The sequence below is a fragment of the Pseudomonas sp. P8_241 genome (genome assembly GCF_034008315.1).
Taxonomy (GTDB): Bacteria; Pseudomonadota; Gammaproteobacteria; order Pseudomonadales; family Pseudomonadaceae; genus Aquipseudomonas.
On sequence record NZ_CP125377.1, the window covers coordinates 4252048 to 4267161 of the forward strand.

Annotated in this window: 13 protein-coding genes; 8 read left to right on the plus strand and 5 right to left on the minus strand. The window is 60.4% G+C overall.

Annotation, left to right across the window (positions count from 1 at the left end):
• Nucleotides 1-804: 804 nt before the first annotated feature.
• Nucleotides 805-1101: a DUF1330 domain-containing protein gene (locus tag QMK58_RS19110; protein ID WP_053164245.1), complete on the minus strand. Its 297-nt coding sequence runs from the start codon at nt 1099-1101 to the stop codon at nt 805-807.
• A 70-nt stretch (nt 1102-1171) separates the two neighbouring features.
• Between QMK58_RS19110 and ribBA the strand changes: the two genes are divergently transcribed.
• From ribBA to QMK58_RS19140, 6 genes are all read left to right on the plus strand, one after another.
• Complete coding sequence (gene ribBA / locus QMK58_RS19115; RefSeq protein ID WP_053164247.1) at nt 1172-2281, plus strand: bifunctional 3,4-dihydroxy-2-butanone-4-phosphate synthase/GTP cyclohydrolase II; 1110 nt, start codon at nt 1172-1174, stop codon at nt 2279-2281.
• A 291-nt stretch (nt 2282-2572) separates the two neighbouring features.
• Nucleotides 2573-3598, plus strand: a complete 1026-nt coding sequence (locus QMK58_RS19120) for an ABC transporter substrate-binding protein (protein ID WP_053164249.1) — start codon at nt 2573-2575, stop codon at nt 3596-3598.
• Nucleotides 3595-4539, plus strand: coding sequence for an ABC transporter permease (locus tag QMK58_RS19125; protein ID WP_320395264.1), 945 nt, complete (start codon nt 3595-3597; stop codon nt 4537-4539). Before QMK58_RS19120 ends, QMK58_RS19125 begins: the two co-directional genes overlap by 4 nt.
• Before the next feature lie 6 nt (nt 4540-4545).
• Nucleotides 4546-5355, plus strand: coding sequence for an ABC transporter permease (locus tag QMK58_RS19130; RefSeq protein ID WP_053164252.1), 810 nt, complete (start codon nt 4546-4548; stop codon nt 5353-5355).
• A gap of 16 nt (nt 5356-5371) precedes the next feature.
• Nucleotides 5372-6526, plus strand: a complete 1155-nt coding sequence (locus QMK58_RS19135) for an ABC transporter ATP-binding protein (protein WP_053164254.1) — start codon at nt 5372-5374, stop codon at nt 6524-6526.
• Between the two features lie 451 nt (nt 6527-6977).
• Nucleotides 6978-8693: an amidase gene (locus QMK58_RS19140; RefSeq protein ID WP_053164256.1), complete on the plus strand. Its 1716-nt coding sequence runs from the start codon at nt 6978-6980 to the stop codon at nt 8691-8693.
• A gap of 205 nt (nt 8694-8898) precedes the next feature.
• Here QMK58_RS19140 and QMK58_RS19145 read toward each other — a convergent pair whose 3' ends face one another.
• Nucleotides 8899-9897, minus strand: a complete 999-nt coding sequence (locus QMK58_RS19145; protein ID WP_053164475.1) for a bile acid:sodium symporter family protein — start codon at nt 9895-9897, stop codon at nt 8899-8901.
• A gap of 85 nt (nt 9898-9982) precedes the next feature.
• Between QMK58_RS19145 and QMK58_RS19150 the strand changes: the two genes are divergently transcribed.
• Nucleotides 9983-10771, plus strand: coding sequence for an AraC family transcriptional regulator (locus QMK58_RS19150; RefSeq protein WP_053164257.1), 789 nt, complete (start codon nt 9983-9985; stop codon nt 10769-10771).
• Nucleotides 10772-10784: 13 nt separating this feature from the next.
• On the opposite strand, the gene QMK58_RS19155 is transcribed toward QMK58_RS19150, so the two are convergent.
• Entirely contained in the window at nt 10785-11594 is an 810-nt protein-coding gene (locus QMK58_RS19155; protein WP_053164259.1) for a class I SAM-dependent methyltransferase, read from the minus strand.
• Nucleotides 11595-11765: 171 nt separating this feature from the next.
• Here QMK58_RS19155 and QMK58_RS19160 point away from each other — a divergent pair, with 171 nt between their 5' ends.
• Entirely contained in the window at nt 11766-12149 is a 384-nt protein-coding gene (locus QMK58_RS19160) for a hypothetical protein (RefSeq protein WP_053164261.1), read from the plus strand.
• Nucleotides 12150-12152: 3 nt separating this feature from the next.
• Here QMK58_RS19160 and QMK58_RS19165 read toward each other — a convergent pair whose 3' ends face one another.
• Together QMK58_RS19165 and QMK58_RS19170 are read right to left on the minus strand one after the other, a co-directional pair.
• Nucleotides 12153-13583 carry a sigma-54-dependent transcriptional regulator gene (locus tag QMK58_RS19165; RefSeq protein WP_053164264.1) on the minus strand — a complete coding sequence of 477 codons (1431 nt, stop codon included), beginning with the start codon at nt 13581-13583 and terminating at the stop codon, nt 12153-12155.
• Nucleotides 13552-15045 carry a sensor histidine kinase gene (locus tag QMK58_RS19170; protein WP_053164266.1) on the minus strand — a complete coding sequence of 498 codons (1494 nt, stop codon included), beginning with the start codon at nt 15043-15045 and terminating at the stop codon, nt 13552-13554. Before QMK58_RS19170 ends, QMK58_RS19165 begins: the two co-directional genes overlap by 32 nt.
• Nucleotides 15046-15114: the final 69 nt, after the last annotated feature.

Sequence of the window (15114 nt, forward strand, 5' to 3'; positions counted from 1 at the left end):
GTTCCGCTCTTACAGCGGGTCACTTTGAAAAGCCCAAAGTAACCAAAGGCTCTTGCCCCTTTCGTTCGGTGCCTCGCCTAGGCTCGGCATGCCCTCGCTCCGGTCCTGCTCCGTGGGCCCGCCGCCATCGGCCATCCATGGCCGGGGGCGGCTAACCCGGCATCCATGCCGGGTTGCCCACTGCGCAGAACCTCCACTCGGCCTCTCGATGGGGCAAGAAGATCAAAAGCCAAAGCGAGGCGGCCTACCGGCCGGCCTGATCGTGAGGCTCTACACCCTCCCTGTAGGAGCTGGCTTGCCGGCGATGGCGCCACCCCAGCCAACCCTGCGGCACCTGACACACCGCCATCGCCGGCAAGCCGGGCTCCTACAGAGATTGAGTACATCTGAGAGGGATTGGTTGGCTTGCAGGCCGCCATCGCTAGCAAGCCAGCTCCTACAGTTTGATTTGCGTGTATCTGCGAGGGATTGGTTGGCTGGCAGGCCGTCATCGCTGGCAAGCCAGCTCCTACAGAAAAGCAAAAAGAAAAAAGCAAAAGCGGCGTACACCCATGCTCTTCACCACTCATCAGGCCGAGCGTTAGCTCGCCTGCAGCTCTTGATCTTGATCCACCCGCCCCCTCGGGAGGCTGAGTGGAGGTGTTCATCCGGGGATGGGCGCGCAGCGCCGTTCGACGCAGTCGAACTCATCGCATGTAGGTGCCAGCGAAGCCAACCGGAGGGCGTTTGCCAAAAGTGACCCGCTGTAAGAGCGGAACCATAAGCCGCCGTTACCGCAGAAACGGATATGTACTCAGGCGTTTTTCAGAGCCCCACCACCCCCTCGACAATGATGACCTCAGCCAAAGCCACCCCTTCACGATACCCCTTGGCCTCCTGATACAACGCCGAGTGATAGCAAGCCACCGCCTGCTCGTAGGAATCAAACTCGATCACCACACTACGCTGCGGCGTCAACCGCCCTTCCATCGCCTCACTACGCCCACCCCGAGCCAGAACCCGACCGCCATACAGCGCAAACGCCTGCGGCGCCCGCTGGGTGTATTGGCTGTATTGATCAGCATCAGTGACATCCACATGAGCAATCCAGTACGCCTTCATAGTGACCTCTTGGTTTATTTTGTATTATGGTATACCAGATTACCCATCCAACAAACACCGAGACTCCAGCATGCCCTTCAACAGCATCGAAGAAATCATCGAAGATTACCGCCTCGGCAAAATGGTCCTGCTGGTCGACGATGAAGACCGGGAAAACGAAGGCGACCTGTTGCTGGCCGCCGATTGCTGCACACCCGAGGCGATCAGCTTCATGGCCCGAGAAGCACGCGGCCTGATCTGCCTGACCCTGACCGACGAGCACTGCAAACGCCTGGGCCTGGAGCAAATGGTGCCCAGCAATGGCAGCGTGTTCAGCACCGCCTTCACCGTGTCCATCGAGGCTGCAGTCGGAGTCACCACCGGCATCTCGGCAGCGGATCGGGCATGCACTGTGGCCGCTGCCGTCGCCGCCCGTTCCGGCCCCGACGACATCGTGCAACCCGGCCACATCTTCCCGTTGCGCGCCCGTGAAGGCGGCGTGCTGACCCGTGCCGGCCATACCGAAGCCGGCTGCGACCTGGCGCGCCTGTCGGGTCATACCCCGGCCTCGGTGATCGTCGAAGTGATGAACGATGACGGCACCATGGCCCGCCGCCCGGACCTGGAAATGTTTGCGTGCAAGCACGGGATCAAGATCGGCACCATCGCTGACCTGATCCACTATCGCCTCAGCACCGAGCACACCGTGGTGCGCATCGGTGAGCGCGAACTGCCGACGGTGCATGGCACCTTTCGTCTGATCACCTTCGAGGATCGCATCGAGGGCGGTGTCCACATGGCCATGGTGATGGGTGATCTGCGTCGCGAAGAACCGACGCTGGTGCGTGTGCATGTGATCGACCCGTTGCGCGATCTGGTCGGTGCCGAATACAGCGGACCGAGCAACTGGACGTTGTGGGCGGCATTGCAACGGGTGGCGGAGGAAGGCCACGGCGTGGTGGTGGTGCTGGCCAATCACGAATCCTCGCAGGCGTTGCTCGAACGAGTGCCGCAACTGACCCAGGCGCCCCGGCAGTTCAATCGCTCGCAATCGCGGATTTATTCGGAGGTGGGCACCGGTGCGCAGATCCTGCAGAACCTCGGCGTCGGCAAGCTGCGCCACCTCGGCCCGCCGCTGAAGTATGCGGGTTTGACCGGGTATGACCTGGAGGTGGTGGAGAGCATTCCATTCACCGAGTAACGCCGCCCTCCCAACATGGAAAAAACCTGTGGGAGCTGGCTTGCCAGCGAAGGCGGCGTGTCAGACGACTTCAACAATGGCTGAACGACCGCATTCGCTGGCAAGCCAGCTCCTCCAAGGGTTCTCTCATTTTTGCTGATAGCCGGTACGGCAAAATGCTTGCACAAAGTTTGGAATACCATAATATGATATTCCATAGACCGGACAGTCAGCACTGACTCGACGGACCTACTGCTCCCGATAGGCGGGCAAGAAAGCCCCGCTCATAAACACAACAATGAGGGCGTGAAAATGGTGTTGAACAAACGTGCGACCGCAGTGCTTTTTGCGGGACTGCTGAGCGTGACCAGCCAGGCATTGATGGCAGCTGAAAGCGTCAACTTCGTGAGTTGGGGCGGCAGCACCCAGGATGCGCAGAAGCAGGCATGGGCCGATCCGTTCAGCAAAGCCAGCGGCATCACCGTGGTGCAGGACGGCCCGACCGACTACGGCAAACTCAAGGCGATGGTCGAGAGCGGCAACGTCCAGTGGGACGTGGTCGATGTCGAAGCCGACTTCGCCCTGCGCGCCGCCGCCGAAGGCTTGCTCGAACCCCTCGATTTCAAAGTCATTGAGCGCGACAAGATCGACCCGCGCTTCGTCAGCGATCACGGCGTCGGTTCGTTCTTCTTCTCCTTCGTCCTCGGCTACAACGAAGACAAGCTCGGCGCCAACAAGCCTCAGGACTGGTCCGCGCTGTTCGACACCAAGACCTTTCCCGGTAAACGCGCCCTCTACAAATGGCCAAGCCCTGGCGTACTGGAACTGGCACTGCTGGCCGACGGTGTAGCGGCGGACAAGCTCTACCCGCTGGACCTCGACCGCGCCTTCAAAAAACTCGACACCATCAAGAAAGACATCGTCTGGTGGGGCGGTGGCGCGCAGTCGCAGCAGCTGCTGGCCTCCGGTGAAGCGAGCATGGGCCAGTTCTGGAATGGCCGGATCCATGCCCTGCAAGAAGACGGCGCCCCGGTCGGTGTGAGCTGGAAACAGAACCTGGTCATGGCCGACATTCTGGTCATTCCCAAAGGCTCGAAGAACAAGGACGCGGCGATGAAGTTCCTGGCCAACGCCAGCAGCGCCAAAGGACAGGCCGACTTCTCCAACCTGACCGCCTACGCCCCGGTCAACGTCGACAGCGTGGCGCGCCTGGATTCGGCGCTGGCCCCTAACCTGCCGACCGCTTACGCAAAGGATCAGATCACTCTTGATTTCGCGTACTGGGCCAAGAACGGTCCGGCCATCGCGACACGGTGGAACGAATGGCTGGTCAAATGAAAATGACAGCAACCGCATCTCGCCCATCCACTGCCACCGGGAGCGCCACGGGCGCTGCCGGTTCGGCGAACGCCAAGGCAGCTGTGATGAAGCGATCTCCTTCCCTGGCACAACGCTGGCGCGGTTCGAGCAACCTGATCCCCGCTCTGCTGTTTCTTGGTCTGTTCTTCCTCGCACCATTGATTGGCTTGCTGTTGCGCGGCGTGCTGGAACCGGTGCCTGGGCTGGGCAACTACGAACAACTGTTCGCCAACTCGGCGTACGCACGGGTGTTGTTGAACACCTTCTCGGTGGCGGGTCTGGTGACGCTGTTCAGCCTGTTGTTAGGCTTTCCGCTGGCCTGGGCGATCACGCTGGTACCGCGTGGCTGGGGCCGCTGGATCCTCAACATCGTGCTGCTGTCGATGTGGACCAGCCTGCTCGCCCGCACCTATTCCTGGCTGGTGTTGCTGCAAGCCTCCGGGGTGATCAACAAGGCGTTGATGGCCATGGGCATCATCGATCAACCGCTGGAGATGGTGCACAACCTCACCGGCGTGGTGATCGGCATGAGCTACATCATGATCCCGTTCATCGTGCTGCCGTTGCAGGCGACCATGCAGGCCATCGACCCGATGATTTTGCAGGCCGGTTCGATCTGCGGCGCCAGTCCCTGGACCAACTTCTTCCGGGTGTTCCTGCCGCTGTGCCGGCCGGGGTTGTTCTCCGGTGGCTTGATGGTGTTCGTGATGTCCCTCGGTTACTACGTCACCCCGGCACTGCTGGGCGGCGCGCAGAACATGATGCTGCCCGAGTTCATCATTCAGCAGGTGCAGTCGTTCCTCAACTGGGGCCTGGCCAGTGCCGGCGCCGCGTTGCTGATCGTGATCACGCTGGTGTTGTTCTACTTCTACCTGAAGCTTCAACCGGAATCCCCGGTTGGCGCCAGCAACGTGAGGTAAACCGTCATGCTCCTGACCCCCAATGCCATGAGCCGGCGCATGCGCTTCGGCCTGTACGCCACCACCGGGTTGATCGGTCTGTTCCTGCTGCTGCCGATCGTGTTCATCGTGCTGCTGTCGTTCGGTTCGTCGCAATGGCTGGTGTTTCCGCCGCCGGGCTGGACGATGAAATGGTACGTCCAGTTCTTCTCCAATGCCGACTGGATGAATGCCGCCATGGCCAGCCTCAAGGTTGCGGTGCTGACCACGTTCTTCGCCGTCGCGCTGGGCCTGCCAACCGCGTTTGCTCTAGTGCGGGGCCGCTTCCCCGGGCGGGAAATGCTCTACGGTCTGTTCACCCTGCCGATGATCGTGCCGCTGGTGATCATCGCCGTGGCGGTGTACGCGCTGTTCCTGAAACTGGGTTACACCGGGACGATGTTCGCGTTCGTGGTCAGCCACGTGATCGTCGCGTTGCCGTTCACCATCATCTCGATCATCAACTCGCTGAAGCTGTTCGATCAGTCGATTGAAGACGCGGCGGTGATCTGCGGCGCCTCGCGCTTGCAAGCGGTGTTCAAGGTGACGTTCCCGGCGATCCGTCCTGGCATGGTGGCCGGCGCTCTCTTCGCCTTCCTCGTCTCCTGGGATGAAGTGGTGCTGAGCGTGATGATGGCCAGCCCGACCCTGCAAACCCTTCCCGTGAAAATGTGGACCACCCTGCGCCAGGACCTGACGCCCGTGATCGCCGTCGCTTCGACGCTGCTGATCGGCCTCTCGGTATTGGTCATGGTGATCGCCGCCGCTCTGCGCCGGCGCAACGAAATCAGCGCTTGAGCGCCAGGAGTACGACATGAGTGCAGTGATCAAAGAGGCCGCGCAGCAAAATGACAAACCCCTGGTCAGCTTGCGCAACCTGAACAAGCACTACGGCGACTTCGCCGCCGTGGACAACATCTCGCTGGACATCAAGGACGGCGAGTTCCTGACCTTCCTCGGTTCCAGCGGCTCGGGCAAAAGCACCACGCTGTCGATGCTGGCCGGCTTCGAAACCCCAAGCAGCGGCGAGATCCTGGTCAACGGCCAGTCGCTGGTGAACGTGCCGCCTCACAAACGCGACATCGGCATGGTGTTCCAGCGCTACTCGCTGTTTCCACACCTGTCGGTACGCGACAACATCGCCTTTCCGCTGGCCATCCGCAAACTGGCGGCCGCCGAACGCGAACGCCGGGTCGATGCGATGCTCAAACTGGTGCAACTTGAGCAATTCGCCCATCGCCGCCCTTCGCAATTGTCCGGTGGCCAACAGCAACGAGTCGCCATTGCCCGGGCGCTGGTCTATGAGCCGCGCATCCTGCTGATGGACGAACCGCTCGGTGCGCTGGACAAAAAGCTGCGCGAGGACTTGCAGGATGAGCTGCGCCAGCTACATCGGCGCCTGGGCATCACCATCGTCTACGTGACCCACGATCAGGAAGAAGCCATGCGCCTGTCCCAGCGCATCGCGATTTTCAGTCACGGCAAGATCGTCGGTTTGGGCAGCGGCTATGACCTTTATCAGAATCCGCCGAATGCCTTTGTTGCGTCGTTCCTCGGCAACTCCAACTTCCTCAAGCTCAAGGCTCAGGGCAATGCGGTGGCGACCTTTGAAGGCCAGCCGTTGTCGATCCGTCTGACTGCCGGCCTGCAAACCGACCAGGATGTGCTGCTGATGGTCCGCCCGGAAAAGGCCCTGGCCCTGAGTGCCGAACAAGCCGTGGCCGAACCGCTGGCCGCTGGCTGGAACGAGGTCTCGGCCAAGGTCGTGGAAGTGCTGTTTCTCGGGGAAAGCCAGACCTGCAGCGTGATCACCGCCGGTGGCACCTCGATGACGGTAAAGGCGCTGTCCGCCGCCGGCATGCCGCTCAAGGCCGGCGACAGCGTAAAAGTGCGCTGGGCCACCGCCGACGCTTGCGTCTACACCGAATGGGCCGAAAGCGATCTGAACAAGGCTGCCGGCGCGCATTGATCACGCGGCCAATGGCTGTGATCCGGTGCTAAAATGAGTCACCCTCGGGCCACCACAACGTCGGGTTGTGGTGGCCTTTTTTCTGGTTCTTTCACTGGTTTGGAGTTCACATCATTTTCGACTCGAACGCGGTCTTTTGTAGGAGCTGGCTCGCCAGCGATGGTCGTTAACGATGACGCGTATAAACCGGATAAACGCGGCGCACCGGAGTCCATCGCCAGCAAGCCGGCTTCTACAGTTCTCGGGAATGGGTGAAGTACCTTTTTCTTTCGTCTGTAAGATAAATTGGACAAGATATTCCTCTAAACCCGGTTTAATGCTAAATAGTGCTCAGTATTTTTAACACCCGACCCTGTCGCGCCAGACAGTGCAATGAGAATAACGATATGAACGTCCATTTCGAGAAACGTGAAGTGTTTGGGAACCTCCACCTGCAAACGGCGGTGGCAGCATGATCGAAGTTACCGAAGTTTCCATTGCCCAATTGCGCGCCGCGCTCGAATCCGGCCAGACCACGTCGGTTGAACTGGTGCAAGCGTATCTTGCCCGGATCGAGGCCTATGACGGTCCGCATACACCCACCGCCCTCAACGCCGTCGTGGTGTCCAACCCCGAGGCGCTGGCCGAAGCTCAAGCGTGCGACGCCCGCCGCGCCAAGGGCGAAACACTGGGTCCGCTCGATGGCATCCCTTACACGGCCAAGGACAGCTATCTGGTCAAGGGCCTGACCGCCGCTTCGGGCAGCCCGGCTTTCAAAGACCTCGTCGCCTATCGCGATGCGTTCACCGTCGAACGCCTGCGCGCCGGCGGAGCGATCTGCCTGGGCAAGACCAATATGCCGCCGATGGCCAATGGCGGGATGCAACGCGGGGTCTACGGCCGTGCCGAAAGTCCCTACAACGCTGAATACCTCACCGCCCCTTTCGCCTCCGGTTCGTCGAATGGCGCGGGTACGGCGACCGCGGCCAGTTTCGCCGCATTCGGTTTGGCGGAAGAAACCTGGTCAAGCGGCCGAGGCCCGGCCTCGAACAACGGCTTGTGCGCCTACACACCATCGCGTGGTGTGATTTCGGTACGCGGTAACTGGCCGCTGACGCCGACCATGGACGTGGTGGTGCCGTTCGCCCGAACCATGGCCGACCTGCTCGAAGTGCTCGACGTGGTAGTGGCCGATGACCCGGACACCCGTGGCGATCTGTGGCGCTTGCAACCCTGGGTGCCGATTCCGAAATCGTCTGAGGTGCGCCCCGAATCCTATGCCTCGCTCGCGGCAAACAGCGAAGCGCTCAAAGGCAAGAAGTTCGGCGTCCCGCGCATGTACATCAACGCCGACCCTGAAGCTGGTACGTCCGAGTCGCCGGGCATCGGTGGGCCGACCGGCCAACGCATCCACACCCGCCCTTCGGTGATCGGTCTCTGGGAACAGGCGCGCAAGGCCCTCGAAGCCGCTGGCGCCGAAGTGCTCGAAGTGGATTTCCCGCTGGTCTCCAATTGTGAAGGCGATCGTCCTGGCGCGCCGACCGTGTTCAATCGCGGCATCGTCTCCAAAGAATTCTTACACCATGAACTGTGGGACCTGACGGCCTGGGCCTTCGATGATTTCCTGCAAGCCAACGGCGATCCAAAATTGAATCGTCTGGTGGATGTCGACGGGCCGCAGATTTTCCCTCATGACCCGGGCACCCTGCCCAACCGTGAAGGCGACCTGGCCGCCGGCATGGATGAATACGTGCGGATGGCCGAGCGCGGCATCACCCCGTGGGACCAGATTTCCACGGTGCCGGATGGCCTGCGCGGTCTGGAGAAAACCCGCAAGATCGACCTGGAAGACTGGATGGATCGCCTGGGCCTCGACGCAGTGCTGTTCCCGACGGTCGCCGACGTGGGTCCGGCGAATGCCGATGTCGATCCAAAATCGGCGGATATCGCCTGGAGCAACGGGGTTTGGGTGGCTAACGGCAACCTCGCCATCCGTCACCTCGGTGTGCCAACAGTCACCGTACCAATGGGTGTGATGCCGGATATCGGCATGCCGGTCGGCCTGACGTTTGCCGGTCGTGCCTACGACGACTCGTCGCTGCTGCACCTGGCGTCGGCCTTCGAGTCGACCGGCAACAAGCGCATGATCCCGCCACGTACTCCGCCTTTGAAGGCTGACCAACGGTAATTTCAACGTGGGCACGCTCCCCTGTAGGAGCTGGCTTGTCGGGTCGCCGCATCGCAGCGATGGGCGTTAACGATAACGCAGGTGAACTGGATAAACGCGGCGTACTTGGGTTCATCGCCAGCAAGCCGGCTCCTACGGGTTTCCGGGATTGGGTGGTGAACCCAAAAAACGGGACTGGAGCGGCACAGGCTCCAGTCCCAACTCATCAAGGATCAACCTGAGCCATCAGCTCGGGAATCGACTCCGGTCGTTTGGCATAGCGCTGCGCCAACACTGCACACACCATCAATTGAATCTGGTGAAACAGCATCAGTGGCAAAATCAACAAGCCAATCGTGCTGCCAGCGAACAACACCTGCGCCATCGGCACGCCGGTCGCCAGGCTTTTCTTTGAGCCGCAGAAGAGAATGGTGATGCGGTCTTCCTGATTGAAGCCGAAGGCTTTGCCGAGCACCGTCGACGCCAGCAACACCAACGCCAGAACGATGCAGCAAACCACCACCAACCCGACCAGATCCAGCAACGGAATCTGGTGCCAGATGCCTTCGATCACTGCTTCGCTGAATGCGCCGTAGACCACCAGCAGGATCGAGCCCTGGTCGACGAATTTCAGCCAGCTCTTGTTGCGTGCCACCCAGTCGCCAATCCAGCGCCGCGCAATCTGCCCGACAATGAACGGCAGCAACAGCTGCACGCTGATCTTGAGGATGGCATCGAGGGTCGAACCGCCGTTGCCCTGAACATCCAGCAGCAACGTCACGAGTAACGGCGTGAGAAATATCCCGAACAAACTGGACGCCGCCGCGCTGCAAATCGCCGCCGGAATATTCCCCCGCGCCAACGAAGTAAAGGCAATCGCCGATTGCACGGTCGCGGGCAGTGCACAGAGGTAGAGCATGCCCATGTACAAATCGTCGCCGATCAGCGGCGACAGCAGTGGCTTGAGCGCCAGGCCCAATATCGGAAACAGCACAAAGGTCAGGCTGAACACCAGCAAATGCAGGCGCCAATGCCCGGCACCGGCGATGATCGACTCACGGGACAATTTGGCGCCGTGCAGAAAAAACAGCAAGGCAATGGCGATGTTGGTCAGCCAGCCGAACCCGACCGCCACCTGACCGCTGGCGGGCAGCAGGCTGGCAAGAATTACCACGCCGATCAGGGTCAGGGTGAAGTTGTCGGGTAATAAACGGGGGCGGGTCATGGGCTTGATCATCCGGGGGTTGCCAGTGCGTGAAAGCGACTCTAACGTGCCTGATCATTACCGACTAACGCCGATGAGCCAGCCGATGCCGCCTAAAGGACATGACAAAAGCGTTCGACGCACTATCCCGGGCCTGTCCAGCCTGCCGCGCCCCCTCTACGGTCGAACCGAATCGCTGCCCAATCGGGCCCTTACCCGGCGCCATAGCCATCCTTGGGTGCAGTTGTCGTATGCGATTCAAGGTGTGCTGGAAATACAGACCGGCGCCGGGCGTTTCGTCGCCCCACCGGAGCGTGCGGTGTGGATTCCGGCGGGCATGCCGCACCGGGTGTTCAGCTCGCCGCGTACCGAGATGCGCAGTTTGTATATCGATTGCAGCGTGTCGACGTGGGCACCACCGGGGTGTCATGTGCTGGGCGTCAGCGACCTGTTGCGCGAGTTGATCCGCGCTTTCAGCCAGGTTCCGGTGGAGTACGATCAGAGCGGGCCGCACGGCCGGTTGGCTCAGGTGATTCTTGACCAGTTGGCTGAAGCGCCGCAGATCGACTTGATGCTGCCCCTGCCTCAGGACAGTCGCTTGCGGCAAATCGCCCAAAGCCTGGAATCACACCCGGAGCAACAAACCACGCTCAGTCACTGGAGCGAAAAATTCGGCGTGACCGAGAAAACCCTCAGCCGCCTGTTCCAGCGCGACACCGGCCTGACTTTCCGCGCCTGGCGCCAGCGCTTGCGGTTACTCGGGGCGCTGACGCCGCTGGAGCAAGGTGAGCGAGTCACCGACGTGGCGCTCGCTTGCGGCTACGATTCGACATCGGCGTTTATCGCCGCTTTTCGTCAGCAGTTTGGTGAGACGCCTGGAGAATTCTTCCGCTGAACATGGCGGGTCATCATCTGTCCTTCACCACTACCCACGTGAAACACATCGGCACCTGCGCCTCTTGCCGCTCATAGCGGTCATAGAGTTCTTCGCGATTGGAGTGTGGGTATTCCTTGAAGTGGCGGATCTGCAACCCGGCCGCAATGGCCGCGCCGAACAAGTCGCCCAAGGTGTGGACGAACCAGTAGGACGGCGCAGCGGGTTGTTCGACCTTGCCTTCGTAGACGATCGGCTCATGCTGCACGAAAGGCTCTTGGCGAAAGTATGAAGTGGCCAGGCGAAAAGGATCGCTCGCCTCTGGATCGAGCAATTCCAGGAACGGGTGGGTCTCGTACACCACCAGTGCACCGCCTGGCTTCAATGCCTGCGCCACATGGCGAAAGAATTCGCCGATGTCGGGCATCCAGTTCAGGACGCCGATGGTGATCAGCGCCACGTCGAAGCGCTCATGCAGTTCAACGGGCAGACGGTGGATGTCGGCCTCGATGAATTGCGGCGCATGAGGTGAGTGCGCTGCCAGTTCCCGCGCCTGTTGGAGAAAGGCCTCGGACTGGTCGACGCCCACCACATGGCGTGCACCCAACGCAAACAGCGACAGACTTTCGCGGCCGTTGTTGCAACCCAGTTGCACCACGTCCTTGCCCTCGATTCCTACCTGAATCAGCAACTTGGTCAGGGTGTCGTCCAGGCAGGAAAAATCCGTCTGCGCCACTGCGTGCAACAGGGGTTGCCAGTCAGGGCCGTTTTTATGATGTCGAGCGGAGTCATTCCAGGCCTCACGATTGCTCGCGATGGCGTTTTCGTTTGTCGGCATTTCCATTGCACGCTCCAGCGCTTCGGGGTTTTCGATTGACCGAGCCGAGTCTAGATCACCCTAATTCCGGGAGTTGTTGCGAAGGTGTAATCCATGCAGCACCAACATCCGCCCACGGGAACGCTATAGTTAATGGCCTTGGGGAATTGCGGGAAAACCGAAATCGCAGGTGTTGCCATGAAAAAAGCCGATCTGACGCTGCTGTTCGCCCTTTGTCTGACTGCTGTCTTGAGTGCCCACGCCGACGACGCGCCGATGCAAACCGACAGCTACAGCAGCGAGTTCAACTATTACGGCGCCGACCAGCCCTTTGCCCATCCTGTCCCGCCGAGCATCAGCACGGTGCCGCCGGGGGCGTACATCCCCACCTCGCCCGGTGATTTCATTCCGGTTTCAAGCGAGCACGTGTTTTCCGACTCGCGCCTGCCCACGGTGGCCGATGCCACCGTTCGCGTGTTCATCCGCTCCTATGATCCAGAGCGCGGCATCTACGTGAACCAGGAAGTCGACGATCCCGGTTGCGTGCAGGCGTGCTTAAGACAAGGCCCGCTGATGCAGTGAGTTCTACCACTGGCGTTTGTCCGGACGCGCCAGGCCGAGCTTTTCAATCCGGTAACGCAGCATGTCGCGACTCAGGCCCAACAGGCGCGCCGATTTGGTGACGTTCCAGTCGGTCTTGTCGAGCATCTTGCGCACCATGTCACGTTCAACTTCCGGCAGGTTCATCGACTCGGTGCCGTTGTAGGACGGTCGCTGATCGCTGGGCGGCATCTCATGCTGAAACATCGGCGGCTCGTCCACCAGGCTCAGGCAGACGTTCAGTTGATGGGCGGCAACCGTGTCGCTTTGCGCCAGCAACACGGTTTGCTCCAGCATGTTGCGCAATTCCCGCACGTTGCCCGGCCAGCTGTAGCTGAGCAGCAGCTCTTCGGCCTGGTCGCTGAAATGCAGGTTCGGCTTGCCGTAGCGCTTGCCATGGGTGGCCAGAAAGTGCCGGGCCAGCAGCAGGATGTCAGCGCCTCGGGCATACAGACGCGGGACCTTGATCGAAATGATGCGCAGGCGGAAAAACAGATCGCGACGGAATTTTCCTTGCTGAACCATTTGCTCGAGGTTGCAGTTGGTGGCGCTGATCACCCGCAGGTCGACCTTGCGTTCCTTCACCGAGCCAACCCGGCGAATGGTCCGGTCTTCCAGCAGTTTGAGCAGTTTGGCTTGCAGCAGCAGGTCCATTTCACCAATTTCATCGAGAAACAGCGTGCCGCCGTCGGCGGCTTCCACCAACCCGAGTCGACGATCCTTGGCGTCGGTAAAGGCGCCCTTCTCATGCCCGAACAGTTCCGACTCCACCAGATTGGAGGGGATGGAGGCACAGTTGAATTCAATGAACGGGCCTTTGCTGCGCGGCCCGTCAAAGTGCAGTGCCCGGGCCACCAGTTCCTTGCCGGTGCCCGTCTCGCCTTCGACGAGCACGGGCGGCAGATCACTGTTGGCCATGCGCCGCTCGGCGTCGAGCAACTGGGCGATGGTGCCCTTGAGGTAAGCCATCGGCGCCGACTCGCCAATCAATGCCTGCACCCCGGATTTCTGGGCTTCGCGCTCCTGATAGAACGACAGCGTGCGCTCCATGCGGTCCGTGGCCAGCGCCTTGTCGAGTAACAGCTTGAGCTCCGGCAGAGCCACCGGTTTGGTCACGTAATGGAAAGCGCCCTCTTTCATCGCGACCACGGCGTCTTCGACGTTGCCATAGCCGGTCATCATGATCACTTTCAGATCCGGCGCGCTGATGCGCAACTTCTGGATCAGGTCGTGACCACTCATGCCCGGCAACGAGTTGTCGGTCAGTACCACGTCCGGAAGGAAAGAACCCAATTGCTCCAGTGCGTCTTCAGCCGAATGGCAGACGGTCACCTCGAAGTCCTTTCGCTCCAGGTAGGTCTGAATATTCCCGGCAAGGATTTCGTCATCCTCGACCAGCAGAATGCTGTGCTCCATATTCCCCTCCCGATGCCACTTTGAAATTGAGACACACGCGGGTTCCTTCCTGCTCTTGACTGGTCAGTTCGACCGAGCCTTCAAAACGCTCCATTATTCTTTTGACCAATGCCAGGCCGACGCCCAACCCGCCTTGCTTGGTGGTAAAAAACGGCTTGAAGACCATTTGCTGCTGCTGCCTGGACATGCCCTTGCCGGTATCGGTCAGGGCCATGCGCAGCGTCCCGGGGCTGGGCGAATCGATATCGATCGTCAACACTCCGCCCTTGGGCATCGCCTCCAGCGCATTGGCAAACAGGCTATTGAGAATTTGCGTCAGCAGCACCTGTTGGCTGACGACCGGTGGAACACTTTGCGGGGTGAACCGTACTTCGACGTTAGAACGCCTGATCAAGGGTTCGAAGGCACTCAAGGTATCTTCGAGCGCCAGGCTCAGATCGACCGTCTCATGGTCGTCATTCATCGGCCGCAACGACATCAGCAAATCGCGGACCCAACGCGACATTCGGTCCACCTGGCTGATGATGTCGCCAATATTCTTCTGCGCGGTCTGGCTGGCGATTTCCTGGGCCAGTTCGGCGCTGGAGCGGATATTGGCCAGTGGATTGCGCAGGCTGTGCGCGACGGCCGAGGACATTTCCCCGAGGGCGACAAAGGTTTCGTTGGCAATCAATTGTTTCTGCTGGCTCTGCAGGAGCATGGCTGCGCGGCGCACAATCCAGAACAATCCCAGGTAAATCGCCGCCCCACCGATCAGGGTGGCCAGCCAGATCGACTTGAAACCCCGCTGGATACGCGCAATCAGATCCCGAGGCTCCTTGTAGATTTCCACCATGGCAATCACTTTGCTGCGGTCGGCGTTGAACATCGGGATGTAATTTTCGATGAACAGATACTCGGGCTCGCGCAGCAAACGCTGTTCCGGACGCTCTTCGTCGATCTCGTGGTAACTGGTGGACACGGCCTCTTTCATTTCGAAGGATTCGTCGAGTTCATCATCGTCCTTGATACGTACGCCGATCAGCTCGGGATTGGTCGACCAGACCACCGTGCGGTCCAGGGCGTACACCGTCGCCAGCAAAATGTCCGGCAGGTGTTCCACATGGTCGAGAAACTCCACACGCGAAGACGCTCGGGCTGCCGGGCTGACATCGGGATAGGCATTGTCGTCACGCGGGTCGAGCATTTCACCCATGGTCCGGTTCGGGGTGATTCCGGCATGGCGTATCTCTGCTGCACCGATGGCTTGTATGAACTGCGCCGTCAGCATCGAATCACGCTCGATGCTTTCATCCACCACAAAACGCGTGGAGATATAACCCAGCCCCAGCGCTACCCCAGCGATGATCAAAAAGCTTGCCAGGGAAAACCAGCGCAACAGATTGAACTGCGGGCGCCATCCCTTGCGTTGCGCTGGCGGCAGTTGCGGCGCAGGTACTTTTTCTTGTTCCAGCATCTGCATGGGGGTGTCCTGGGGTCCTGGAAATCCAGCCTTTTCAGCCGCTTCGAATCAGTGTAGGTAACATTGATA